Below are 26,242 nucleotides of genomic sequence, written 5' to 3'. Positions count from 1 at the left end.
GCCGGAGTCAGTCGTAGTTTTTGGGATTTTCGTCCTGCCATTCGTTCACCCCGTCGCGGATGCGGTTGCGGAACGTCAGCGTGTCCTTGACGACCGTGTAGGTGTTGTCGCCGTTGGCGTAACGGTAGTGGAGGAATATTTTCCGGTTCTGGAGCAGGCGCGCGCGATTGAAGCTGCTGCCGAGGTCCTCGACGGGCTGCGAGGCGTCGGTCGAGGCGACCGTGACGTTGGCTCCGTCGAGTGTCAGCCGCAACGACCCTTCCTGCGTTCCCCGGAAATTGGTCGTCAGGGCGTCGGGCGCTACGGTCGTGAGCGTGTAGACGCCGTGCGTGCCCTCGTCGCCGGGAACCGTCGTCGGATAGATTTCGGACGAGAGCACCGTGCCCGTGGCATCGACCACGGAGGTCGTGCCGCCGTGGTAATAGTTTCCGAAGAGCATGTTCTCGTAGCGCACGGCGATCACTTCGAACGACTTGGAGAGCAGGATCGTGTCGGCATCGGCGCTCGTGATGCGGAACCCGAAGGCATAGTAGGGCTTGCTGCCCGCCTGCGCGTCGGCGAGAAATGCCGCCGAGTCGGCCCTGACGGTGATCGTTCCGGTATGGCGGCCCCGCGGGACGGTCATCTTCTCCTCCTGGCTGACGTGGAAGTATTCGCGCGGCAGGGGCGTCAGCTCCCGAATTCCGCTCGATTTGACCGCCTCGGTGACGTAGCTTTGGCTGACGTTGCCCGATGTCGATGCGCCGCTCATCACTTCGAAGGCCGTGAACGGTTCGGAGGGCTGTCCCAACTCGTCCAGTCCGTTGTAGGGTGCGAGGTTTCCGGTCACCAGTTCGTCGTCCAGCATGTAGTAGACCGAGCGGTCGCGGTCGTTCGACAGGACACCGGCCAGCACCGAGCCGATCTGGAATTTCATGCCCTCCCCGACCACGAACGTACGCAGGTCGTATTGGTAGGCGATGTATACGCCGCTGTAATCGTAATCCTTGACGTATTTCTCGTAGCAGCCCGTGAGGAGCGCCGTGGCCAGCAATGCGGCAAATATTCTTTTCATAAACGGTTTGTTTTTCGCGTTATTCCCAGTTGGACCAGCCTTCGTTCTGTACGAGTCCCTTCATGCAGACCATCTCCGAATAGGGGATGGGAACGTAGAGGGAGGTGTAGCTGCGTTTTTCGACCTCGGTGAAGGTGGTTCCCGCGGGCGTGATGACGGGCCTGCGGATCGTTCCGTTCAGTTCCGACACGTCCGAGGCCCAGCGGCGCAGGTCGTAGAACCGCTGTCCCTCGAAGCAGAGTTCGATGCGGCGTTCGTTGCGCACGAGTGCCTCGAAGGCCTCTCTGCCCGCCGCCGCGCATTCGTCGAGGTAGGGATCGCCCGCGGCCCCTACGCCCGGCGTGCCGTCGCTGGTGGGTCGGTTGCGCAGGTAGGCGAGGGCCTGTTTGGGCGTGTAGCCGTAGAGGGGCGTCGTCGGTCCCGAAACCCGGTTGGCAGCCTCGGCGAAGGTCAGGCACATCTGTGTCCAGCGCAGAAAGAAGATCGACTTGGGCATCGTCTGGATGTTGTCGTCGGCCTTGTTCCAGCCCAGATAGATGTATTTGCGGATGTAGTAATTGGTCATCGTGTTGTTGACCCCGCCCGCTTCGTCGCGTCCGCCGACCGAGGTGTTGAAGGTGTACATCACCTCGTTGTTCGTGATGCGCCGCACTTCGGCTCCGTTGTAGAAAACGGTGCTGTACAGGCGCGGGTCGCGGCCGGCGTAGGGGTTCTGCGGGTCGTTGTCGGCCGAGGGATGGCCGACCGGGTAACCGTTGGCGGCCGGGAAGGCATCGACGAGGCTCTGCGTCGGGCCTACACCTCCCGAGCCGAGGAACCCGTCGGGATAGAAAAGGTTCTCCAGCGTGCTGCTTTTCGAGTAGTTCGACGACCAGATGATCTCGGGACTGTTCGGGTCGGTCCAGGCGAATGCGGCCGCGGGGTCGAAGCCGTGCGCGCCGTCCTGCGTGAGTTTGAAATCCATCACCTCGGCGGCATAGCGGGCGGCTTCCTTCCAGCGTTCCTCGTCGTTCGAGGGGTTGAAGGCCGGCGACGCCCATTGCAGGTAGGTCAGGGCCTTCATGGCCTTGACCGCCACACCGTCGAACCGATGCCAGCGCACGGCGCCCTCGACGGCGACATCTCCGGCCAGCCAGTCGCGGTTGGCCTCGGGCAGGTAGTAGAGCGCCGAATCGCAGTCGCGCAGAATCCGTTCCACACATTCGTCGTAGGTCGCCCGCGTGAACTCCCCGGCGTCGGCGCTGAAGACGTCGACGGGGCGGGTGACGATCGGGAACCCCAACAGGCGTCCGTCCGTGCCCCTGCCGCCCCATTTGCGGAGCAGGTCCAGCTGATACCACGCCCGCAGCGCATAGGCGTCGCCTTGCAGAGAGCGTTGCACGCGGAGGTTCTGCTCGTTGTCGATCATGTAGCGGGTATTCAGCCCCAGAAAATCGTCGAGGAACTTGTTGGCGTACATGATGCCTTTGTAGTCGCGTATCCAGTACGTCTTGAAGGGATCGCTGGCCGGGGTGCCCGAACCGACCGCGAAGCGCCGCATGGCGTTGGTTTGGGCGGTGATCACCACGTCATCGGTGGCTCCGTCGAGGTAGACGTATTCGCCGCCCGAATAGGAGGTGGGCAGCAGGTCGTAGCTTTTCTCGACGAATCCCCGGATCATCGAGGGGTAGTCGAGCAGGTTCCGGTCCGTATAATGGCCGTTGGGCATTGGGTCGAGGAAGTCGGAACACCCTGCGAACGGGAGGGCGGCGGACAGGACGATCAGCAATTTTTTCATGGTCTCGTTCGGTTAAAAGGTGAATTTGAATCCAGCGGTGAAGGTCCGGTAGAGCGGATAGGTCGTGACGCCCGCATTGACGTTCTCGGGATCCACGTCCTTGATGCCGCTGATCGTGCAGAGGTTCGCGCCGCGCAGGAAGATGCGCAGCCCCTTGACGGCCGACCGGCTGCGGAAGCGCACGTTGTAGCCTAGTTCTACGTTCTGAATCTTGAAGAACCCGCCGTCGCGCAGCCAGAAGTCCGACGCCTGGAAGTTGTTCGTCGCCTTGACGTACGCCAGGCGCGGGTAGTCGCCGCCGATGTTGTCGCGGACGAAATCCGAGATCGCGCCGGTGCTCCATCCGTTCCAGAAATAGCGGTTGGTCATCGCCGTGACGCATTCCGCGCGTCCGGTTCCGACGACGGTGAGGTCGAAATTGCGGTAGCGGATGTTGATGCTCACCGAGTAGTCGACCTTGGGCGAGGTGTTGCCGACGACGCGCGTGTCGTTGCTGTCGATCAGTCCGTCGTTGTTCAGGTCGGCGTATTTCAGGTCGCCTACCTGCACTTCGTCGTCGAAGAGCTGCCGGGGCGACGCTTCGATCTCCTCCCGGGAGGTGAATTTGCCCAGGCAGACATACCCGCGATAGGCCCCGAGCGTCGTGCCGGTGACTTTCTGGTAGTCGTAAACCACGCTCTCGTTATAGCGCAGATACTTGCCGCGTGTAGTCGAGAGGCTTCCGCCGACGGTGTAGTGCACCTCGCCGATCCGGTCCGACCAGTAGAGCGCCGCTTCCCAGCCCTGATAGCGGATGCGGTTGTAGTTCTCGTAGGTGTCGATGCCGTCCATGCCGTAGATTCCGGGCAGTGTGCCGCTCATGTCGGTGATGATGCCGTCGCGCAGGGCGTTGTAGTAGCCGGCCTCGACCGAAAGCCGGTTGCCCAGCAGCATGGCGTCGATACCTATGGAGAACTCCTTGCGCTTCTCCCACGTCAGGTCGGGGTTGCCCAGCCGCGAAATGGTGTTGACGTAGGACTGGTAGGCGTTCGTCGAGCCGATCCACTGGTACCCCGTGGTGTAGGGACCGAACTTGATGCCCGAGCTTTTGACGTAGTAATCTTCGTAGAGTTCCTGCGATCCGAAGGTGTCGTGCCCGAGAATACCGGCCTGGCCGCGCAGTTTCAGGAAGTCGATCCACCTCACGTCCTCCATGAATCCTTCTTTGGAGATCACCCAGCCCAGCCCGAACGAGGGAAAGACGCCGAAACGCTTGCCCGGGCGGAACATCGACGATCCGGCGTAGTTGATCACGGCCTGAAAGAGGTATTTCTCGCGGTAGGCGTAGTCGAAGGTCCCGATGAGCGTTTGCTGGCGTTCGCGGAAGCTGTTTCCCGAACGCTCCACCGATTCGAGGTAGTAGGTCGCCGACGCGCCGACGCGGTGGTCGTCGCTGCGGTATTCGTAGCTCAATTTTTCGTGCAGGTAGAGGCCCTGGTGGGTCCACTTCCCCATGTTGGACTTGCCCGACACCTGCGTGCCTTCGTGCGAGGTCTTGACGCTCTCGCCCGTGGCCGGGTCGTAGATGACGGCCGTGTAGTCGGGATTCTTGCCGATGCGGGTCATGTTGAAGAGGTTCAGCCCCGCGTAGGACTGGAATTTCAGCCCCTTGACCAGCGACCCGAGGTCGTAGGTGAGCGTGGCGTTGACCACGCCCGAGCGGCCGCGGTCGGTGGAGAACCCGTTCTCGGTGAGCGAGGCGTAGGGGTTGTCCTTGTAGGTCGAGCTGACGCCGTAGATGGTGTTGCCCGTCTCCTCGTCGCGCGATACGACCAGCGGGAAAGCTACGGCCGGAACCGTGAGGACGTCGCTCAGCGCGTTTTCGAACTCGATCGTCGCCGAACTGCCGTAGCCGTAGCGGGGCTGGCGGCGGAAGGTGAGTCCTCCGGCGAATCCGAAGTCGATGTCGAGGTCCTTCGTAATGGCGGCCTTGAGGTAGGTGCGGACGTTGATGCGGTTGAAGTCGGCCTTGCTGCCGACCTTGTAGATGTCGCCCTCGCCGGCATAGCCGATGTAGCTGCTGTACTGGAGTTTCTGCGTGCCTCCGTCGATGGATACGTTGGCTTTGTAGTAGGGCCTCGTGTCGGTGAACATCATGCTGCGGTAATCGACATTGGGGTATTGCAGGTCATTGGGGTCCTTGCGGGCGAAGCCTGCGATCGCCTCGTCGGAGTAGACGGGCGTGTAGCCGCTGTTGATGCGCGCCTGGTTGTTGAGCCGGGCGTATTCGACGCCGTCGACCCATTCGGGAAAACGGTCCACGATGCTGACGCCGCTTTCGAATCCGAACCGGATGGTCCGGCCGCGGGTCAGTCCGCGCCGCGTGGTGATGTGCAGCACGCCGTTGGCCGCCCGCGATCCGAACAGCGCCTTGTCGGCCACGTCGCGGACGAGCGTCACGCTTTCGATCTCCTCGGGATCGAGTTGCAGCTGGGTGATGTAGGCCGGCATGCCGTCGACGATATACGCCGGGGAGAAACCGCGCACGTAGAGGGCCGTGCGGGCCGTTTCTCCGCCGTAGTACATGCCGGGGACGCCCGCCAGCTCGCGCACGGTGAGTCCGGCGACGACCCCCGTGAGCGAGTTGCGGAAGTCGTTGGTCGGGTATTTGTCGATGTCCTGCTCGTAGTAGGTCGAGGCGTTGCCTGTCGCTGCCGTCTTGCGGAGCGTGCGGCCGTAGGGCATGTCGAGTTTCTGGTAGATGCGCATGGTCCGTCCGGCTCTGACGAGGGAGTCGGTCCGGAGCGTTTCCACGGTCGTGATCTCTTCGCCGGAACCCGGCCCGGCATGACGCGCGGCGCCGTGGGCCGCCGCGGAGAGCAGCAGCGCCGTGCCTATCAGGATTTTGTAGCTGTTTTTCATAGTCGGTCGGGTTCTACCAAAGTTCATTGTTGACGAAGTTTTGCATCTTGTTGGCCTCCTCGGTCGGGAACGGCAGGTAGTACATGGCATTCTTCCAGTTGGCCTGGCGGTTCGACGGGATGGCCCGGCGGATGTAGCGGCGGCCGCGGGGGTATTCGGCCGAGACGTCGGTCTTCTCGATGTAGATGCCCGTCAGGGTCTGGGTCATCGTCTGCGGGGCGATTTTCCAGCGCCGGATGTCGTAATAGTAGTGGTGTCCCTCGAAGGCCAGTTCCACGCAGCGCTCGTTGCGGATGCGCTCGCGCATCGATGCGGCGTCGCCCGTGAACCTGTCGAGCACGCCGGGCATCCCGGCCCGCGAGCGGACCTTGTTGACGGCCTCCACGGCCGTGAGGTCCAGCCCTCCGGCCGAGCCGTTGGGCCCGTAGGCCTCGTTGACTGCCTCGGCGTAGTTCAGGTAGAGTTCAGCCATGCGGATCAGCGGGTCGGTGTGTTGGTGGGCGGCCGCGGTCCCCAGCGCGCCGTTCCACAGCTTGTTGACGTAGTAGCCCGTGTTGGAGTAGCCTTTCGAGTCGTTCGACCCCCAGGCGATGCCGAACGTGCGGGCATTGTTGTTGAGCGACGAGGTCGGGTAGGTTCCCGTGGCGGGGTCGTAGTGGATGTTGATTCCCGCCGGGCAGCCCGCCACGACGCTGCCGTCGTGGAGAATGGTCTTGTCCAGGCGCGGGTCGCGGTTCGTGTAGGGGTCCTGCTCGTTGTAGTGCCCCGCGGCTGCGGCTGCCGCCCGGTCGGCCTCGGTCAGGAGCGGATCGCCGTCGAGGGTCTCGAAACGGTCCACGAAATTCTGCGTCGGGCAGTCGCCGCTGGCGTTCGTGTAGTTCGAAGCGGGGTAACCGAAGTGCGCCGACCAGGTGGTGGTGTTGATCTTGCTGCTGCCGTAGTTCCAGGCCCAGATGTGTTCGTTGGTGTATTTCGTGCCATAGAAGTTGCTGTTCCACTCCGTGAATGGAACCAGGTCGTAACCGTACTGCTGGGCGAGGCGGATGGCTTCGGCGCAGGCATCCGCGGCGTCCTGCCAGTCGCTCTGGCCGTGGAGGTTGTTCAGCTCGCTGGCGGCGTAGATGAGGCAGCGCGCCTTGAGGGCTTTGGCGGCGATGCCGTTCGGGTAGGCCATGTCGCTGCTCGTGAGGTGTCCCTCCGAGCCGGGAAGGGCATCGCGGCGCACCTTTCCGGCGGCCACGAAATAATCGTAGGCCCGGTCGAGGTCCTCGGCGCAGCGGGCATAGGTCTCCCAGGCCGAGAGACGGGTCATGTCCCAGCTGTCATCGGCTTCGAGCGCCTTGTCGATGTAGGGCATGCCGCCGAAGATGCGGCAGAGCGTGAAGTGGGCGAAAGCCCTGACGAAATGGGCCTGCCCGATGAGGTCGTCCTTGTCGATCAGCTTGGCGTTCTGCACCATGCCGATATTCTCGATACATTTGTTCGCCACGCGGATGATGCGGAACATCGAGTAGGAGATCGGACGGCGCGACGTGGTGGTGGTCCACTCGGTGACGTTGGCGCCCAGCGCCCCGGCCTTGATCTGCTGCGCGCGGAGCCAGCGCCCGGCGTCGCACATGTCGGTCAGCGAGTTCCACGTAAAGCGGCGGTCGTTGAAGTCGATGTAGAGCGGGTAACCCAGTTTGATGTTGATGTTGTCGCCGCTGCTCTTCTGGCCCGTACGCCCTTCGTAGACGTTGTTGAAGTAAGCCTTGAAGTTGTCCCACGTCGAAAACACCTGGTTTTCGTCCAGTCCGGTTTCGGGGTCCATGTCGAGGTAGTGGCAGCCCTGGGCGGAGATGCAGCACGCCAGCAGGAGGGATAGTATCAGTTTTTTCATATGCTTTCCGTTTTTAGAATCCGATTTTGACACCCAGTTTGACGCTGGTCATCTGCGGATAGAATCCGGAGGTGAAGGTGGTGCTCTGGGGATCGCCTTCGACCAGCCCCGAGAGGGTGAACAGGTTGGTCGCCGTGAGGTAGAGGCTCAGGCTGCGGAATCCCATGCGGTCGCGCAGGCGCTTGGCGTTGAACGTGTAGGCGAGGTATACCTCCTTCAGGGCCACGTAGTCGGCCTTGCGCCACGTGCGGCCCGCGAGCATCATCTTGGCGCCCGCGTCGCCGCTGCCGCCCGCCCACATGTACATCGGGTGTCCCGACGTGCCGCCGTAGACCAGCGTGGCGTGGTCGGCGTCGCGGTTGTCCGGCCGCCAGTAGTCGAGCTGCGACTTGGTGATGCGGTAGTCGCCCTTGTTGAACTCGATCTCCCAGCTCTTGTTGTACTCGACCCACTTGCCGAAGTTGGCATACCACAGCATGCTGAATTCGAATCCCTTGTAGCTGAATCCGGCGTTGAACGAGCAGATGGCCAGCGGGTACTGGCTGCCGGCGATGGCGTGCAGGTCCTTGTCCGTGAGCTGTCCGTCGGCCGAGTAGTCGAGGTATTTGTAGGCGCCGATGTTGACGAAGTTCCAGTCGGCCGTGTAGGCCGGGTAGTTGTGGATGTCGTCGATGGATTCGTAATACCCCGAGTCGACGATGTCCACGCCGTTGGTCTGCCCCTTGTAGGGTTTTCCGGCTGTCTTCTGGTAATCGGGGGCGTAGGGCGCATCCTCGAAGTTGGTGATGCGGTTCTCGTTGAGCGAGACCATCGCCGAGAGGTTGTAGGCGAATCCCGAGGCGGTCTTGTCGGTCCATCCCAGTTCGATGTCGATGCCGTGTTTCTTCATGCTGCCGCGGTTGACCTCCTTGTAGGAGGTTCCCACCAGCATCGTGACGTTGGGCGAGACGAGCATGTTGGTACGCTTCTCGTCGAACAGGTCGAGGTTCAGCGTCAGGCGGTTGTTCAGCCAGCCCATCTCGATGCCCAGGTCGCGCTTGCGGGCCTCCTCCCACTGCGCCACGAGGTTGGCGGCGGCGCTTTCATAGATGTAGCCGTCGCTGCCGCTCGAATAGCTGCTGAAGTAGAGCCAGCGCGAATCGGAACTGTCGCTGCCGACCAGGCCGTCCGAGTAGCGGATTTTCATCTTCGACCACCAGGGCATGGCCCGTTTCCACCACCCCTCCTGCGACGGAACCCATCCCACGGCCACCGCCGGGAAGAATCCGTAGCGGTTTTCGGGCGCGAACTGTTCCGATCCCGTGTAGCCGAGGTTGCACTCGAACAGGTATTTGTGCTTGTAGTCGTAGGTCACGCGGCCCACGAGTCCCTGCGTGCGGTAGGGGAAATTCGTGGTCTTGATGTTCTCGCGCTGGTTGAACAGCGCCAGCGCCGTGACGGTGTGGTCGCCGAACGTGCGGTTGTAGTCCACCGCCCCTTCCCAGTAGAAGGTCGCGTAATAGGTGTTCTCCATCGAGCCGCGTGTCACGGCGTAGGGCGTCTGCTCGAAGACCACGTCGCTGGCCGCGGAGTAGATCCACGGGTTGCCCTCGCCCGTGTCGTATTTCTCCCAGTCGATGTAGAACGACGGATTGGTGTTGGCGGCGGTCTGTGATACGCGCGAATAGTAGGTGCTCAACGAGACGTTGGCCTTGAGCGAAAGTCCCTTGGTGATGAAGTCGAGTTTCTGTACCAGATTGAGGTCCGTGTAGAGCTTGTTGTCCGTGATCTGGTCGAAGTCGCCCGTCGAGAGCGTCGCCTGCACGTTCTTGAAATAGGCCGTGCGGGAACTGGAGATGCGGTCGCCCGTGGCGTCGGGATAGTCCTTGTCGGGAATCTCGTCCAGTACCCATGCCGGGAAATAGGCCGGGTACATCATCGGCGAGGCGGAGTACATCATGTTGAAAAGCCCCGAAACGCTCGCGCCCGTGGGTTTGTCGCGGATGCCCAGCACGCCGCCGACCTTGACCGACAGTTTGGTGCTTTTCGTGACGTCGAAATCGAGGTTCGAGCGGTAGTTGATGCGGTCGTAGCGGAAATTGGCGTGGTCCCATTCGGAGAAATCCCTGAAGATCGAGCCTTCGTGGGTGTAGCCCAGCGAGAGGAAGTATTTGACGCGCTCGGAGCCGCCCGAGACGTTGTAGTTGGCATTGACCGTCTGGGCGCAGTTGCGCAGGACGATGTCGAACCAGTCGTTGTCGGGGTAGCGGATCGTGTTGAGCCGCGACGAAGGCCGGGCATATTCGTCGATCTCCGACCGGGGGATCAGCGAGCCGTAGCTCTGCACGTTTTTCAGCGCTACGTTGAGCAGCGAGGCCGTCTGCGCCGAGCTGATGTGGTTGGGAATCTTCGTCGGGAAGTCGAGCCCGTAGGAGAGCGATACGTTCATGCGCGGCTTGCCCGTGCGTCCCGTGCGGGAGGTCACGATGATCACGCCGTTGGCTCCCTTGGCGCCGAACACGGCGGTCGCCGAAGCGTCTTTCAGCACCGAGATCGAGGCCACCTCGTTGGGATCGAGGTCCGCGAAACTGCGTTCCACGCCGTCGACCAGCACCAGCGGTTTGGAGCCGTTCCAGCTCGATACGCCGCGGATGAAGATGTCGGCGTCGTTGTTGCCCGGCTGGCCGCTCGTCTGGATGGTCGTCACGCCCGAGAGCTTGCCCGCGATGGCGTTGGTGATGTTGGTCGTGCCGGAATTGACGAGCTGTTCGTTGCTCACCTGGGAGATGGCTCCCAGCACGCTCTCCTTCTTCTGCACGCCGTAGCCGACGATGACCACGTCTTCGACCTTGTGGGCCTCTTCGGTGAGAGTCACCGTCAGCGGCGAGGCGTCGACAACGGCGATTTCCCGCGCCTGGTACCCCAGGAACGAGACGTGGAGTAGGGCGCCTTTGCGGACGCGGAGCGAGAATGCCCCCTGTGCGTCGGTGATCGTGCCGCCGGCGGTTCCTCCCTTTATCGTGACCGCCGCGCCTGCGACCGCCGCGCCGTTGGTGTCGACGACGCGGCCTTTGGCCTGGATCGTCGGTTGCTGTGTCCCGGCGGCCTGCTCCCCGGCGACGGCCGGGTCGACAGCGGCTGCGAACAGCAGTATCAACAGCGTCATGCACAGGCTGCGAAGCCCGGACGGCGTTATTGAAAACGGATTGAGGTGAAATTTTTCCATGTATGGGGTTTATTTAGGTTCGGGGATTGTAGCTGCGGGCCGCCGGCCGGTGCGAAGACCGGCCGGCAGTCCTGCGGCGGGGTTTTCAGGGGTCGATCCGGTAGAAGGCGATGGCGTCGAGTTCGCCCGTCGACCATTGGCGCAGGCGGATCGTTCCGGCGCTGCCCGGTTTGGTCAGCAGCGATTTGCCGTCTGTGCGGCAGGCTCCGTCGGCACAGCGGAGGCGTATGCGGACGCTGCCGTCGGCAACGGGCTGGGTGAAGGTGACCGTTTGGTCGATATCGGTCTCGGCATTTGCGCCGGTCAGCTCGAAGGTCGCCGTTACCCGCTTGTCGCCGACCGGGAAGGTGAACTCCTGCGTGCCTGCGGTTTTCCATTCGCCCTGGTCGAAATAGTCTATCGACCAGTATTTGGGGGCTGTTCCGGTTCCGCTCATGCCGCAGCGGAAATTGACGGAGGTTCCGGCCGCGAAGTTCTTCACCGGGATGACGAATTCCATGTTGTCCTCGGTCCAGATCTGCTGGATGGCATAGTGTCCCTTGCCGTCGCTGCTGATGATGAGCTTGGTGGTGTAGTCGGGTGTCTGGGCGACGTGGTTCCACTGTCCGTAGGCGGTTGTTCCGGCGGGCTGGTCGGGGAGGATCTTCCCGCTCGCGGGCCAGCCGGCGTTGACCGTCTTGAGCGTTTCGTCGGAGAGTGTCCACCACGCCAGCAGGGGATTGCCTTTGGCGGCTTGCGAGACTGTGATCACGACATCCGCCAGCGCCGGGTCGTCGGCGCGGACGGTCAGCGTGCCGCTGCGCGCCGCGCCGTCGTTCGGCTCGGCCGTAAGCGTCACTTCGGCCGGTTCGGCGGATGCCGTGCCCGTTGCGGGCGATACGGTGAGCCAGTCGAGGTCCGTTTTGGTGATGGTCCAGCCGCGGTTGCACAGGATGTGCAGCGCGGTGGGGGTTTCCGGGGTATTGGCGAACGCCAGCCGATTTTCGTCGGCTCCCGTGACGACGAGCATCGGCTCGTCGCGGTAGGCCGCCTGGCGGACCGTCACCACGACCGGCTCCATGCCCTCCGCCCGGAACGAGATCGAGCCTTCGCGGGCGTCGCCGGGGTTGGCTGTCGGGGTCACGGTAATCGTGGCCTCCTGCTTGCGCGCGCCGGAAAGCGGGGCGACCTCGGCCCAGCCGAGGTTCTGCTTGTCGGCCGTCCAGTCGACGTTGGCGTACAGTTTGAAGGTGACCGGTTCGGTGTCGGTGAATTCGAAAGCGATGGTGTTGTCCGCAAGTCCGCCCAGGGTGATGGTCGGCACGACGGGACAGGCCTCCTGCGTGACGGTCACCGTCTGCGCGAAGGCTCCGGCGTAGATGGTCAGATGGCCGCTGCGCTCCAGGTCGTCGTTGGCTTCCGCCGTGAGGCGGACCGTCGCCGGGAGTTTCGAACCGCCGTTCATCTGCGAGACGGTCAGCCAGTCGAGTCCGTTTTTGGCGATCGACCACGTTTTGTTCGATGCGACGGTGAACGCGACGCTCTCTGCGGCGTCGTAGGTGAATCTCACCGTGTCGTCCAGGCCGCTGACCTCCACCCGGTCGGCGGCTTCGGTCTCCGTATCCGAGGAGCAGGACGCCGCCATGACCCCCGACAGGAGGAGCAGCGACGCACATGCGATTTTAAGGGTCGTCATGATGGTGGTTGTTTAGGTTTGGTGGTCAAAAGTATCTCAAAGCACGAGATTCTTCTTTCACGAGTGTCTTTGTTTTTTGTCGCAAAGTCGCATCCCTCCCTGCGCGGATTCCCGTGTCGAGGGATTACATATTCACGATTTCCGAGGCCGCCAGGAGGAAGGCGCCGACGCCGTAGACTTCGGTCATTTCGCGCGTCGTCGAGGCGGGCGACCCGCCGATCGGCTGCACGTAGCCCAGGCGTCCGTCGCTGTCCACGTGGGAGCAGAGGGCCTTCCAGCCCCGGCGCGCGGCCTTCCGGTAGACGCTTCCGGTCAGCAGGCCGCGGTTCACGCCCCACGCCAGTCCGTAGGAGAAGAACCCCGAGGCGCTGTTTTCGGGCATCGGATAGGCTTCGGGGTCGAGCATGCTTGGATGCCACGAACCGCTCCGGTCCTGGCAGGCCACGACCGATGCGGACATCTCGACGAACAGCCGCCGGTAGTAGTCGTACGTCGGGTCGCTTTCGGGGACCGTGTCGAGCAGGATCGCCAGCGCGGCGTAGCACCAGCCGTTGCCGCGGCTCCAGAAGACCTTCTTCCCGTTCTTCTCCCGCTTGGGAATGTAGCGGGCGTCGCGGTAATAGAGCCTCTCGGCCGGATCGTAGAGCGCCGCCGTTGCGGCGTAGAATTCGCTGTTCATGAATTGCAGGTACTTCTGATCGCCCGTAATCCGGGTCAGCAGGGCATAGACCGGCGGGGCCATGAACAGGGCGTCGCACCAGCTCCAGCGTTTCGATCCGTCCCTGGCCTTGATATGCAGCCGGGTCTTCGCCGGGAAGGCGATGACCGAGTCGGCGCGCTGGAGAACGGGGCGGAGCATCGCCGTGTCGCCGTGCCGCTGGTAGAGCATCAGGTAAGCCTGTCCGACGCAGATGTCGTCGGCATGGTACTGCCGCCGTCCCATGCGCCAGCCGTTGCGGCGGCCGACGGTGAGCACGAACTCCTCGCAGGGCTTGTAGCCCGACGTTTCGCCCCAGACGACCATGCCGCGGTAGAGGGCGCCGTTGGCCCAGTGTTGGTCGCTGCGCGGGAGGCCTTTCGAGAAGTAATTGCCGAAGTTGTCGATCTGCCATTGCGCCACGCGGTTGGCGATCTGCCTGTCGCGTTTCCCGGCTTTGGCCGCCGCCGGGGCGCCGAGGATCGCTGCCCAGAGCAGCAGGGAGGTGATAAGTCGCTTGTACATGCTGAATGTCGTGTTTGAAGGAGTGTCTAATTCCGGGGTTTGCCGCCGGGAACCGGCTCGGGTTTCTGCCACTGGGCGTTCATCGAGTAGGGCATGCGGAAAACATTCCCCTTGTCGTTGCAGAAGTAGAGGTACGAAATGCTCAAACTGTCCGGATTGCCGTCGGCCCAGAAGGCGTAGAATTTCTTGTCGGCGTTGAGCGGCCGGCGGGCATAGCCGTGGTTGCGCGGGCTGTCGTGGGTCAGCGTGCGGACACGCTCCCACGTGAGTCCCTTGTCGCGGCTGCGCCACATCACCATTTCGCCGCCCGTGCCCCAGTACTGGGGACCGGCGTCGGTCGGCGCGATGACGGTCCACACGTCGTTGCGGTCGATCCAGAGGCTGCCGCTGTCGTAGCAGTGCGTCGAAGTGGTGATCTCGCTGTAAACCCATTCGCTGCCGTTCCAGCGGACGGTGTGCCACCGGCGGATGCCGCCGTCGGGACCCGTCAGGTGGTTGTCGCTCGTCAGGTAGAGGATCACGGGCTGTCCGTCCGTGCCGAAATTGATGTCCTTGATGTAACAGTTGCGCTGTTCGGCGCGGTAGTCGTGCACGAGGGCGGGGTTTTTCGAACGGGTTATGGGCAGTTCCACGGGTTTGCCGTCGATCGTCGTCCACGTCCGGCCCCAGTCCTCCGACTGGATGTAATAGATATTGGTGCGGGTGTCCACGTCGCCGTTGATGTGGCGGTTGAAACAGCACATCAGCTTGTCGCCGCAGAGGTTGGTGAACTGGTAGTGGCCCGATTTGGTCTCGCCCTCGTCGATGATCGAGGCGATCTGCCGGTAGCCGGACCATTCGCGGCCGTCGGGGCTGGTCTGGCAGAACAGCTGCCGTACCCCGTCATAACGGGTGAAGAAGAGGAAAAATCCCTTTTCGGGGTGGTAGTGCACCTGCGGGTAGGCCATGATGCTCTCGTTGACGTATTCGAATTCCGAGATGTCGTAGGGCTTCGTGCTGCGGTAGCGGATGCCGGGACGCTTGTTGGCGCGTCCGGCGACGAACACCCAAACGTATCCGTCGCGGTCGATCTGGATCGTGGGGTCGTCGTGGGGGTCGCAGACGCCGTCCACGCCCTTGTCGAAAACCACGACCGGACGGCGCAGCATCCCGGTCTTATGGTCGTAGCAGCCCGCCATGCAGAGCAGGTATTTCCGGTCTTCGGAGGGCGTGCCGCCGTAGACGAAGAAGGTCTTGTCGGCCTGGGGCGCGTAGACCGCCATCGGGATGTGCTTCATCGTGTAGGTTCCCAGGCCGCCCGAGTATTTGGCCCCGTAGGCCGAACGGGCCTGGCCGATCGTGAACCAGATGCCGCGGTATCCGTCGGCCTGCCGGTTGTCCATCGACGTGTGTTCCTGCGCTCCCGCGGCCCATACCGTGAGCAGTAGTGTCAGTGACGCTAAAACTTTTTTCATGCTTATTTCTGTGTTTTGTAGTTTTTCAGCCGGAGCAGCGCTTCGAGGAAATAGTAGTCTCCGTAGATGATCGGCACGTCGACCTGCGAGCCTGCGGGTTTCGAGCCGACGCTGTGGTCGATGAGGAAGCCGCACTTCTCTCCGGCGGGGATCAGGTAGCGGTCCGAAGCGAGCGAGCGGAGGATTTTCCGGGCGGTCTTATAATAGGTCTTCTCCCTTTCGGGGACATACCGGGCCAGTTCGAGCAGCGCCGAGGCCGTGATGGCCGCTGCCGAGGCGTCGCGCGGTTCGTCGGGGATCCCCGGGGCGTCGTAATCCCAGTAGGGCACGAGGTCCGCGGGCAGGCGGGGATGGCGGATGAAGTATTCGGCGCTCTTCACGGCGCGGTCCAGGTAACGTTTGTCGCCCGTTTCGCGGTAGCACATCGTGAAACCGTAGAGACCCCAGCTCTGGCCCCTCGACCAGGCCGAAGCGGCCGAATGGCCCTGTCCGCCTTTCTGTCCGGTGACGCGGCCCGTCCCGGCGTCGTAGCAGACGATGTGGAACGAACTGTTGTCGGGGCGGAAGTGGTTTTTGAGGGTGTTGTCGGCATGGCGCACGGCGATGTCGTGGTAGCGTTTGTCGCCCGTGAGTCTCGAGGCCGTGAACAGCATTTCGAGGTTCATCATGTTGTCGATGATCACCCGGTAGGGGTTCGGGTCGCCGCCCTTGTTGTCCCACGAGCGGATCAGCCCGACGGTGGGGCTGAAGCGGGTGAGCAGGGCGTCGGAGGCGTCGATCAGCAGTTGCTTGTAGTGATCGTCTCCGGTCAGGCGGTAAGCGAGGTGACAGGGACAGCCCACCATGAATCCCAGGTCGTGGGTTTTGGTGTAGTGGCGCAGCGCGTCGAGCGGCGCCGTGCGGCGGCGGGCCATGTCGAGCCATTTCGCGTCGCGGGTGTATTCGTAGAGCAGCCAGATGTCGGCGGGGAAAAATCCGCTGATCCATCCCCGCGCCGTGTTGGTCTTGATCGTACCGTCCGGATTCCACGAGGCGGGGAAAAGGTCCGGGGCGGTCAGCAGCGAGTCCAGCAGGGCGGTCTGCCGCTCGGCGCGGGCGAAGGATTTGCGGACGATGGCCTGTGCGGCGCAGTGGCCGGCGGATGCAAGCAGGCAGAGGGTCAGTGCGAGTCGAAGCATGCGTTTCATGGTTTCTGGGGTTGGTTTTGTCAATGCAAAGGTATTCCGGCCGGAGTCAAACCCCCGGCACGGCAGTCTTAAAAATATGTATGAGAATCTCAATCTGCCCTTCCGGAGGGATCAGGCCCCCCCCCGCGCCGCATAGTCTTTCGGCGTAATTCCGAAATGCTGCTTGAAACAGCGCGAGAAGTGCGACTGCGAACTGAATCCCAGCAGGTCGGAAACCTCGTTGAGGCGGTACTCCCGGCTGCGGATCATCTCGGCGGCGCGGTTCAGGCGGTAGATGAGGATGAAGTTGTTCGGTGTGACGCCCGTCAGCGACTTGATCTTGCGGAAGAAACTGGCGCGGCTCATGCACATTTCGCCGCTCAAGGCGTTGATGTTGAGCGTGCTGTCCGAGATGTTGCTGTCGATCAGTCCGCGCAGTTTGTCCACGAAGGCCCGGTCGGCCGCGGAGAGTTTCACCGTTTCGGCTTCCGTTCCGGCGTCGGACTTTCCGGATTCGGAAAGGATCATGTCGCGCAGTTTGCTGCGCGAGGTCAGCAGGTTGCCGACGACGGTCTGCAACAGTTCGGGGTTGAACGGCTTGGTCATGTAGACGTCGGCACCCTCCTGGTAACCGGCTATTTTGTCCTGGTCGGTGACTTTCGCCGTGAGGATTACGACGGGAATGTGACTCAACTGCACGTCGTTCTTGATCCTGCGGCAAAGCTCGTAACCGTCCATCTTCGACATCAGGACGTCGGTGATCACCACGTCGGGCATTTCGGCGTTGATCAGGTCAAGTCCGTCGGCGCCGTTGTCGGCCGTGAAAACGTCGAACCGCGGGGCGAAAATCGATTGGCAGTAGCGTTGCAGCTGCGGGTTGTCTTCGACGAGGACGACCTTCGGCCGCGGTCCGGAATTCCCCCCCCCGCTATTCCCGGGCAGATCGCTGCCGGGCAGGATCTCCCGGGCGTCGGTGACCGTCATGCCGTCGATGAATTCGGCGGCGACGGCGGGCTCTCCGGCGAGGTCGTAGAGTGTTTCGTCGACCGGAATGGCGAAGGTGAAGCGCATGCCGCCCTCGGGCCGCACTTCGGCCGCGATGCTGCCTTTGTGCACCAGCAGCAGTTGTTTGACGTAGTGAAGCCCGATACCTGTTCCGATCGTGCTGCGTTCGCTCTGTGTCAGGCGTTTGTAGCGTTCGAAGATGCGTCCTACGTCCTCCTGGCTCATGCCGATTCCGTCGTCGGTGACGCTCACGACGAGGTATCGCGACGCCGGTGCGGCTCCCGCCAGCTTTTCGGGAAGTGTCTCCGTCAGCGTCAGCGCGACGTCGACGTGGCCGCCTTCCGGTGTGTATTTCAGGGCGTTGGATACGAGGTTCGAAAGCACCTTGCTGAATTTGTCGACATCCACGGCCACGACCATCCGTCTTTCCGGGTCGCTCGTCGTCCGCAGGTCGATCTGTTTGTCGCGGGCGAGGCAGGCGAAGCCGTCCGTCAGGCGGCTGACGTAGGGAATGATGTCCTGCCGGCAGACCGACAGCGGCAGGGTGTCGTTCTCGATGCGGCTCAGGCTCAATGTCTGGTCGATCAGCTTGAGCAGCTGCTGGATGTTGTAGTTGATCAGGTTGACCAGCTCGCGCGACCGTTTTTCGTCGGTGATGCCCGGCAGCATGTTCACCGGACCGTAGATCAGCGAGAGCGGCGTGCGCAGCTCGTGGGAAATATTGGTGAAGAAGTTGATCTTCATGTTGGTCAGCTCCTTTTCGCGTTCCAGTTCCGTGCGGGCCAGCTGCAGTTCCATCTTCTGCAGCCGGCGGCGCAGGTAGAGGCGGTTGGCGAACCAGGCGGCCCCGCCCGCTGCGGCGATGTAGAGCAGAAAGGCGTACCACGTCAGCAGCGGCGAGGGTTTGATGACGATTTCCAGCCGCCGAGGCTCCTCGTTCCAGAATCCGTCGGGGTTCTGGGCTTTCAGTTCGAAGGTGTAGTGTCCGGCGGGCAGGTGTGCGTAGTTGGCGCTGCGTCGGTTCTCGACGTAGTTCCACTCCTCGTCGATGTCGCCGCCGTAGAGGCGGTAGGCGTAGCGGACGTTCTCCGGCGAGAGGAACGTCACGGCCTCGTAGCCGATGTCGATGTTCCGCTGCTTGTGGTTGAGGACGATACGCTCAGTGTCGTTCAGTGTCCGGGTGAGGGTTTCGCCTTCCGCAGGGTGCTGGACGACGCTGTTGATCCGGATTTCGGTCAGCACCAGCGGCACGGGCGATTTCGTGATCTTGGGGATGACGCGCCCCGGGGCGAACTGCGCCAGTCCGGTGTTGCCGCCGAAATAGATCATCGACATGGTGTTGAGCGAGCAGTGGGGATAGAATTGCTGGGTCTGGAGCCGGTCCGTCTGGAAATAGGTGATCACGCGCTCGGTCGAGGCGGTGATGAGCGCAAGCCCGTAGGATGTCGCTACCCAGGTGTTGCCCTGGGGGTCCTGCGTGACGGCGGCGATTTCGTTGCTGGCGAACCCGTCCCGGAGAGTGTAGCTCCTGAATCCCTGCTGCGGGTGGTAGCGCAGCAGGCCGCCCGAGCGCGTGCCGATCCACAGCGAGCCGTCCTTGCCGCAATAGAGGCAGGTGGGACGCCGCAGGGCGCTGGCGATCAGACTGTCGGATGTTTCGATGCAGGGGCGGGCGTCGAGGGTGCGGATGTCGACGGCGCGAATGCCCTCCCCGGACACGGCGGCCAGTATCGTCGTGTCGTCCAACAGTGCGACGTCCTGTACGTCGCAGTCCCGGAACCGGATTTTTTGCAGGCGGGTTCCCTCCCAAAGGGCGAGCCCCGACCGCGTGGCGGCCCACACCCTCTGCCGTGCGTCCTCGCAGAAGCGGTTGACGAGCAGCCGCTCCGGAAGCAGCGTATGGCTGCGGATGGCCACCTGTTCCGTCGTGCATACGGCGATCCGGTCGTCGATATTGACCCACAGGCGGTCGGACGAGTCGTAATGGAGTGCCGTGATGCCGTTGCTTTGGAGTTGCTGCATGAGCGGACTGTTCTCCGTCGTGTGCCACCGTGCGGCATATTCCCGGTTGTTGTAGCCCAGCAGCCCCTTGTAGTGGCTGCCGATCCAGAGCGTGCCGTTGTCCCCGACCGTGATGGCGTTGATGAATTTGCCCAGCGTCTGTTTGCCGAGGCGTGGCATTTGTGTGAAATTCTTTTTATAGGTGAAGCGGACGTAGTATCCGCGGTCGGCCGTACCGATCCAGACGTTGCCCTCGCGGTCGCAGAATCCGCAGCTGAAGTCGCTCGTGTAGTTGAGTTTGTAGAACCGGTTTACGATGTTGCGGTCGAAGGTGTGGTTCGAGAGGTCGATCGCATGGAGGTTGTGGCCCTGCGTGCCGATGTAGACCGTGCCGTCGTCTGCCGGAGTCAGTACCGTGACGTTGAATCCGGCGGCGTGGGCCAGACACCGCAGCAGCCGGGCGTCGGTCGCGGGACGTCCCGTTGCGGGGTCGAGGGCCACGATGCCCTGCTCCGTGCCGAACCAGATACGGCCCTGCCGGTCGCGGCATCCGCAGCGGAACCTCGCCGGACGGGCCAGGATCGCCGAGTCGCAGACCTCCAGTTCCCGGTCATACTTGAAGATGCTCCGTCCGTCGGCGCTGCCGCCCCAGAGAAAGCCCTGCCCGTCGGCCTCCAGCACCAGAGGACGGTGGTATTCCGAATCTTTCCGGAGCAATGCCTTCCGGCTGGCGGCGTCGAAGAGCACCATTCCCGCGGGTCCCGAGCAGATGACCTGCCGCCCGTTGCAGACGATATGATGCAGGCCGCGTTCGGTCAGCAGGCGTTCGAAATTGTCGTACAGCGGGTTGTAGATGCAGATGCCGCCGGCAGTGGCGATCCAGAGCGTACCTTCGGCGTCAGTGCGGATGTCGTGGACGCGGTTGGCGGGGAGCGACCCCGGATCGTCCGGCTCGCTCTGGTAATAATAATAGGTTTGTCCGTTGTAGCGGCAAAGTCCGTTGTCGGTCGCGATCCAGATGTACCCGACTTTGTCCTGCGCAAAGTTGCGGATCGTCAGGTTGGGGAGGTGCTGGACGGCCTGCGACTCTGCGGAGACGCTCCCGCAGACGCAGAGCAGCAACACCAGGAGAAGCATGCGTCCGGCGGTCGGGACGGAGATGGGGGCGGGTAGATGTGGGGTCCGGTTCATCGGTGGTAGTGGCTCGGGAAGCGTTCCTGTAACAAATTTAGGATTTTTTTGCGTGCAAACGGCCGCGGGGCGTTTTTTTATCGGCCGGAACGGAGCGCGCCGCGAAGTCGTGCCGTGGCGAGGCCCGGGCGTTCCGGGGCGTAATGCAAAGAAACGCATTCCTCCGGTTTTATTTTTGTCTGCCCGTGTCAAAATTTTGTCTATGCGTTCAGGCTCCGCCGGTCGCGGCGTCCGGATGCGCTGCGGCGTCATTCCCGGGAAAACGGCTCCGGAAGGCGTTGCAAGTCCGTTAAGACCGGACGTGCGGGAGTGCCGGAACGCCTCCGGAGGCCGTCGCGGACGGTCGGACGGGACCTGCGTGGGGGCTTGCCGATGCCGCATTTTAATTTTATTTTTGCTCGGACCAACATCTCAACCCTTACAATCCGATTCATTATGAACCCCTTCAAATCCAACCTTTTCGCGGTGCTGTTTCCGCTCTTTGCACCGATGCTTCTCGGTGCGTGCTCCGACGACGACGGGATTGCACCCGGAGCCGATGAACTGCATGTTTCGGGTGTCGAGCAGGAATTCACCATCGCGGCTTCCGATACCGGACAGATCTCCTTTACGGTCGAAAGCAACCGGGAATGGCAGCTCGCCGCCTCGGGCCTGGAGTGGGCCGAAGTCAGCCCCGCAGGCGGAGCCGCCGGTCTGGTGCAGGTGAAAATCACCCCTTATTCCAATCTCGGCGACCTGCGTACGGGCACGATCGCCATCCGGGCCGGAACGCAGGAACATGTGATCACGATTCACCAGCAGCCCTCGTCCGACACTCCTTCGATCGTCGTCGAGGGCCTTACCGACGGAGGCGTCGTCTGCGACGCCGAAGGCATGCCGCAGAGTTTCAGGGTCAATGCCAACGTGGCGTGGGAGGCCGGGACGGAGGATCTCGGCTGGGCCGTCGTCACACCTTCGAAGGGCGCAGCCGGCACGTCCGTCCGCATCGTGGTTACGCCCGAGGAGAACGACGGGGCCGAGCGGAGCGGTACGCTGATCATCCGGGCGGCCACGGCCGAACGGCGCATCGCCGTCAGCCAGCAGCGCGGGGTGCAAACCCCGGTCATCGCCGTCGAAGACCTTACCGATAATTACGTGCGGCTTGCGGCGGGCGACGCTCCGGTCCGCTTCCGCGTGAAATCCAACTACGACTGGACCGTCGGCCGGGAGGGGACGCCGGACTGGATCGAGATCACCCCTGCCGGGGGTGCGGCGGGCGAAACCGTGACCGTCGAGGTGAAACCCGCCGCCAATGCGGGCGATTCGCGCAAGGGCCGTTTTTCGATCACCGCCGTCGGGGCCGAACGCTCGGCCGCCGAGACGCTGTCCGTCGTGCAGGCTCCTGCCGCGGGTTTCGACTGGGTGCTCTTCGAGGACGATTTCGCGTGGGCGACGACACCTTCGGACGCGATGTTCAACGTTGCCGCGCAGGACCAGGGCGCCGGCACGGCCCTGACCGACCTCTATCCCAAGCAGGCCGACAATACGACCGACCCGCTCGGCATGGGGTGCGAAATCCTGCGCGGATATACCCGTGCCGGATGTCTGAAATTCGGAACGGCGAATTCGAAAGGACGTTTCACGACACCCGTCTTTGCCGAGATCGAGCAGCAGATGGACCTGACGGTGACGTTCCGGGCGCTGACCATGCGCGATTACGACGCCGTGCTGGAGATCTACTGCGAGGCAGGAACCTATGAGACCCTCGACCTCCGGCGGGTTCCCGTCGGTTCCAAGTGGACCGGCGATCCCTTCCAGGGCTGGTACGACGTGACGCTGACGATCACGGGCGCCACGCGCGGCTGCCGTCTGAACATCCGTTCGGAAAGCGACGACAACTGCTGCTGGTATCTGGATGACCTGCGCATCACCTCGTTGCGCAGCGACGCCGTGACGGGGATCGTCATGGAGCCGGTGAAGCAGATTACCTGCGTGCAGAAAAACGTGACGGTCGGTCCCGACGGCACGTTCGAGGTCGCCGTGAACCACAATACGGAAGTCTCGGTCGATCCCTCGCCGTGGATCACGCAACTCTCCGCCTCGTCCGCCTCGTTCGGTTCGGGACGGCGCACTACCTATAAGTTCCGGGCGTCGGACAATTCGACGGGCGCCGCACGCGCGGGTAAAGTCCGCTTTTATAACGATGCCGACGGGCTTTCTGCCGAAGCCGATGTGGTGCAGAACGTCCCCAGCCAGCCCAAATCCCGGGTTCAATGGCTGCTGGGCGCGGATTATCTGTCGGATTACGAGACGACCTGGACGACGGAGCATTACGTTGCGGCCGAGCGCGGCAGTTCTTCCGCCCGTTTCTCGTATCTCCCCGGAGGCGTTTCGGAGACGAGTCCCAAGTGGACGTTCACGGGCAAGGACCCCGTGTCGTGCCCGAACGTGACCTATGCCTGGACAGGCGACTGCTGGCTGTTCGAAAGCCCCCTGGACGGCCTTTCGGCCGGTGCGCGCGTGCAGATCGGGTTCGTGATGATCTTCGGGGACAAGAGTCCGAAATACTGGATGCTCGAATACCAGGACGACGGAGTGTGGAAACCCGTCCGGAACGCGGAGACCGCAACGGTCGAAGACGGGACGGAACTCACCTACAACATGGCTTTCCAGCAGGACGTATACAGCAAAGTCGTTGAAACCGTCTCGCTCTCCGCGTCCTCGCCGGACGGCATGGCCCGCTTCCGGATGCGCTGCCTGTCGGGAATCATGACCCGGGGCGCGGCAGCCTCCAAACCCCAGAATACGGGCATGCGCATCGTCAATGTCGACGGCGGCGGAACGGAATGCCAGCCCTCGGTATCGATCATCGAGTAATTTCAACGAATAAAGAGACACTATGAAACGCATCGAAATTTTCAGTTCGTTATTTTGCCGGGGCGTGGTTCTGCTCTTCGCGGTCCTGGCCGTTTCCCTGATCTGCATCGCCTGCGAGCGGGACAACACCCGCGAAATCCGGCCTCCCGTGACCGAGGCGGTCTGGGTGACCGATGTCGGACTGCCAGGCGATGAGATCGTGGCCGCCGTGGGGGATACCTTCGAAGTCCGCGGACACGGATTCGGCGAAGAGGACCTCTTCCGACTGGTCGCTGAAGGCGGCGGCACGGTGAAGGTCTATTTCCTGCCGATGGAGGCCGCGGCCGACAAGGCCGTGGTGACGATTCCGCGGGGACTGCCCGACGGAACCTATGCGGTCGTCGTGCGGCGCGCGCAGCAGGAACAGCGGCTCGGTCGGGTGAGCGTCCGCATCCGCAATACGGACATGCTGGAAGAGCTGCCCGACGTCGCCGGCATGAACGTGAAGGGCGTCGTGCGGGACAAGAACGGCAACCCGCTCCCCGGCGTGGCCGTTTCGGACGGCGTCGAGGTCGTCACGACCGACGCACAGGGGCGCTATTACCTCTATTCGGACAAATCGCTGGGCCGCGTCTTCATTTCGACCCCTTCGGGGTACATGCCCGAGACGGTGATGAACATTCCGCAGATTTCGCGCAGGTTCATGGCGACGAACCTCTCGGTCGAACAGTTCGACTTTACGCTCCGCCCTGTGGACAACGACCGCTGCATGCTGGTCGCCTCCACGGACTACCACCTGGCGCGCCGCAACAACGACCTGGAGCAGTTCCGCGATTTCGTCGACGACGTCAACCGCCTCATCCTGACCGAACAGCGCCCGGTCTACATCCTGACGATGGGCGACCTGGCGTGGGACGAGTACTGGTATAAGAACTATTTCACGCTCAACGATTTCGTCACCGAGATGAAGGACCTCAATACGGTCGCTTTCCACTGCATCGGCAACCACGACCACGACCCTTATTGCACCGAGGACCTGGCCGCCACGCAGCAGTGGCGCGACCTGGTGATGCCGACCTACTATTCGTTCAATATCGGGAAAGCCCACTTCGTCTGCCTCGACGACATCGCCTATATCAACAACGGCGGAGCCGTCGGAACGATCGGGGACAAGTCCTATAAGAACTATGTCACCGAAGACCAGTTGGCGTGGCTGCGAAAGGACCTCGCGCTGGTCGAAGACCGGACGGCCCCGCTGTTCGTTCTGGTGCACGCGCCGCTGGCCTATCCCAATGCTTCGTTCGGGAACACCTATTACGACGAGGCGCGTGCCGGACAACTGCTGGACTGCTTCGAAGGTTTTTCGGAGGTTCACGTGCTCTCGGGACACAGCCACGACAACCGCAACTGCCAGCTCACGGATGCCGTTATCGACCACAATACGGGCGCCGTCTGTGCCTGCTGGTGGTGGTCGGGCGTCTATACCGACCGTCATATCTGCAAGGACGGAACGCCGGGCGGCTATGGGGTTTACGAGCTGGAGGGCAAGGATTTGACATGGTATTACAAGGGGACGGGGCTTGACCGCGACATACAGTTCCGGACCTACGACATGAACAAGGTCTGGCTCGATCCCGCGACGTATCTCGACGACAGGACCATCACGGTCGACGGCACTCCGGTCGCGATTCGCGACTGGTTCTCGCAGCAGGCCTACGGAAAGTCGTTCGACCGGCAGCGCAGCGACAACTGCGTCTACATCAACTGCTGGAACTGGGACCCCGCGTGGAAGATCGAGGTGGCCGAGGAAGGGCGCGGCGCCCTCGCCGTGACGCGGCTCTGGGAGTACGACCCCCTGCACCTGATCACCTATACGATTCCGCGCCTGAACAAGGGCAGCCGACCGTCGTTCACAGCCAACAAAATGGGACACCTGTTCAGCGTGCAGGCGTCAAGTCCCGTGTCGACCCTCCGTATCACCGTGACGGACCGTTTCGGCAGGGTCTATACCGAAGAGATGAAGCGTCCGAAGAGCTTCAATATTTATGCCGAGTAGCGGGACGGCGCTATTTGCCGTTGACGAAATCGAGGATCGCCCGGGCCGTGGTTTCCGGTTCTTCCAGGAATCCCATGTGGCCGCTGTTTTCGAGCCATACGACCCGGGCCTGCGGATGCCCTTCCACCATCTTTTCGGCCGCTTCGACCGGAATGTAGCCGTCCTTGCGGCCGAGGATGAAGAGCTGGGGAACCTTCGAGGCGCGCAGCATTTCGTTCCGGTCCTTGCGGGCGATCATGCCGTTGAGCAGTGCCACGATTCCCTCGTCTTCGGTGACCGCGACCTGTTCGGTGAGGTCCTCGATGTAGTCTTTCATCCGGGTGCGGTTGTCCTCGGCGAAGCCCGCTTCGGGGGCCACGCGGGCCAGCGCATCCTTTTTCCCGGCCTTTACGAGGGCGATTTCGCGGCGGCGGTTCCCGGCCTTCTCCGGCGTGTCGGCATTGGGCGTCGAGCTTAACAGCACCAGCCCTTCGAGCATTTCGGGATGGCGCTCGCAGAAGGCCAGGGCCACGTAGCCGCCCATCGAGTGCCCGACGAGCGTGCAGCGGGGGATTCCCAGCGCCCGGAGGGCGTCGGCCACCGTGTCGGCGAGGAACTCCATCGAATGCTCCTCGCCCGTCACGACCGAGATGCCGTGGCCGGGCAGGTCTAACGTAACCACGCGGAGTTCCTTGTAGAGGAATGGAACGAAATCTTCCCAGACGAGCATCGATTCGAGGTATCCGTGCAGAAGCACGACGCATTTGTCCCCTTTCTGGGAGTCGCAGATGTGCAGGGCGGTGGGACCCGCCATGATGAATTTTTCGGTCATTGAATCCGGA

At 62.6% G+C, this 26,242-nt stretch carries 13 protein-coding genes; 2 read left to right on the top strand and 11 right to left on the bottom strand.

What is annotated here, in order from left to right; all coding sequences use genetic code 11:
* Positions 1 to 7: 7 nt before the first annotated feature.
* The 10 genes from ACGHP5_RS04305 to ACGHP5_RS04260 all read right to left on the bottom strand — a co-directional run bounded on the left by ACGHP5_RS04305 (position 8) and on the right by ACGHP5_RS04260 (position 20,476).
* Complete coding sequence (locus ACGHP5_RS04305; protein ID WP_337755873.1) at positions 8 to 1,054, bottom strand: lipoprotein; 1,047 nt, start codon at positions 1,052 to 1,054, stop codon at positions 8 to 10.
* Positions 1,055 to 1,073: 19 nt separating this feature from the next.
* Complete coding sequence (locus tag ACGHP5_RS04300; protein WP_390568118.1) at positions 1,074 to 2,831, bottom strand: RagB/SusD family nutrient uptake outer membrane protein; 1,758 nt, start codon at positions 2,829 to 2,831, stop codon at positions 1,074 to 1,076.
* Between the two features lie 12 nt (positions 2,832 to 2,843).
* On the bottom strand, positions 2,844 to 5,732 hold the full coding sequence (locus ACGHP5_RS04295; protein ID WP_337772509.1) for a SusC/RagA family TonB-linked outer membrane protein: 2,889 nt from the start codon (positions 5,730 to 5,732) through the stop codon (positions 2,844 to 2,846).
* Between the two features lie 13 nt (positions 5,733 to 5,745).
* The gene (locus ACGHP5_RS04290; RefSeq protein WP_390568117.1) at positions 5,746 to 7,611 is read right to left on the bottom strand and encodes a RagB/SusD family nutrient uptake outer membrane protein; all 1,866 of its coding nucleotides are present in this window, start codon (positions 7,609 to 7,611) and stop codon (positions 5,746 to 5,748) included.
* 13 nt (positions 7,612 to 7,624) lie between these two features.
* Positions 7,625 to 10,816: a SusC/RagA family TonB-linked outer membrane protein gene (locus ACGHP5_RS04285; RefSeq protein WP_390568116.1), complete on the bottom strand. Its 3,192-nt coding sequence runs from the start codon at positions 10,814 to 10,816 to the stop codon at positions 7,625 to 7,627.
* Between the two features lie 85 nt (positions 10,817 to 10,901).
* On the bottom strand, positions 10,902 to 12,491 hold the full coding sequence (locus ACGHP5_RS04280; RefSeq protein WP_390568115.1) for a BACON domain-containing protein: 1,590 nt from the start codon (positions 12,489 to 12,491) through the stop codon (positions 10,902 to 10,904).
* A 124-nt stretch (positions 12,492 to 12,615) separates the two neighbouring features.
* Positions 12,616 to 13,713 carry a glycoside hydrolase family 105 protein gene (locus ACGHP5_RS04275; RefSeq protein ID WP_390568114.1) on the bottom strand — a complete coding sequence of 366 codons (1,098 nt, stop codon included), beginning with the start codon at positions 13,711 to 13,713 and terminating at the stop codon, positions 12,616 to 12,618.
* 26 nt (positions 13,714 to 13,739) lie between these two features.
* On the bottom strand, positions 13,740 to 15,167 hold the full coding sequence (locus ACGHP5_RS04270) for a BNR-4 repeat-containing protein (protein WP_390568113.1): 1,428 nt from the start codon (positions 15,165 to 15,167) through the stop codon (positions 13,740 to 13,742).
* Between the two features lie 2 nt (positions 15,168 to 15,169).
* The gene (locus ACGHP5_RS04265; RefSeq protein ID WP_337657350.1) at positions 15,170 to 16,345 is read right to left on the bottom strand and encodes a glycoside hydrolase family 88 protein; all 1,176 of its coding nucleotides are present in this window, start codon (positions 16,343 to 16,345) and stop codon (positions 15,170 to 15,172) included.
* A 120-nt stretch (positions 16,346 to 16,465) separates the two neighbouring features.
* A complete protein-coding gene (locus ACGHP5_RS04260; protein WP_390568112.1) occupies positions 16,466 to 20,476 on the bottom strand; it encodes a two-component regulator propeller domain-containing protein in 4,011 nt (1,336 codons plus the stop codon).
* Positions 20,477 to 20,965: 489 nt separating this feature from the next.
* Between ACGHP5_RS04260 and ACGHP5_RS04255 the strand changes: the two genes are divergently transcribed.
* Both ACGHP5_RS04255 and ACGHP5_RS04250 read left to right on the top strand, forming a co-directional pair.
* Positions 20,966 to 23,386, top strand: coding sequence for a BACON domain-containing protein (locus ACGHP5_RS04255; protein ID WP_337657353.1), 2,421 nt, complete (start codon positions 20,966 to 20,968; stop codon positions 23,384 to 23,386).
* Between the two features lie 22 nt (positions 23,387 to 23,408).
* Positions 23,409 to 25,421 (top strand): calcineurin-like phosphoesterase family protein, encoded by a 2,013-nt coding sequence (locus ACGHP5_RS04250; RefSeq protein ID WP_337772517.1) that lies wholly within the window; start codon positions 23,409 to 23,411, stop codon positions 25,419 to 25,421.
* Between the two features lie 10 nt (positions 25,422 to 25,431).
* Here the strand turns inward: ACGHP5_RS04250 and ACGHP5_RS04245 are convergent, their stop codons facing one another.
* The gene (locus ACGHP5_RS04245) at positions 25,432 to 26,232 is read right to left on the bottom strand and encodes an alpha/beta hydrolase (protein WP_337772519.1); all 801 of its coding nucleotides are present in this window, start codon (positions 26,230 to 26,232) and stop codon (positions 25,432 to 25,434) included.
* Positions 26,233 to 26,242 lie beyond the last annotated feature (10 nt).

The sequence above is a fragment of the Alistipes sp. i18-0019-D1 genome (assembly GCF_042852885.1).
Taxonomy (GTDB): Bacteria; Bacteroidota; Bacteroidia; order Bacteroidales; family Rikenellaceae; genus Alistipes.
The sequence above is the reverse complement of the archived record's forward strand: the minus strand, read 5'-3'. Positions and strand labels throughout refer to the sequence as shown.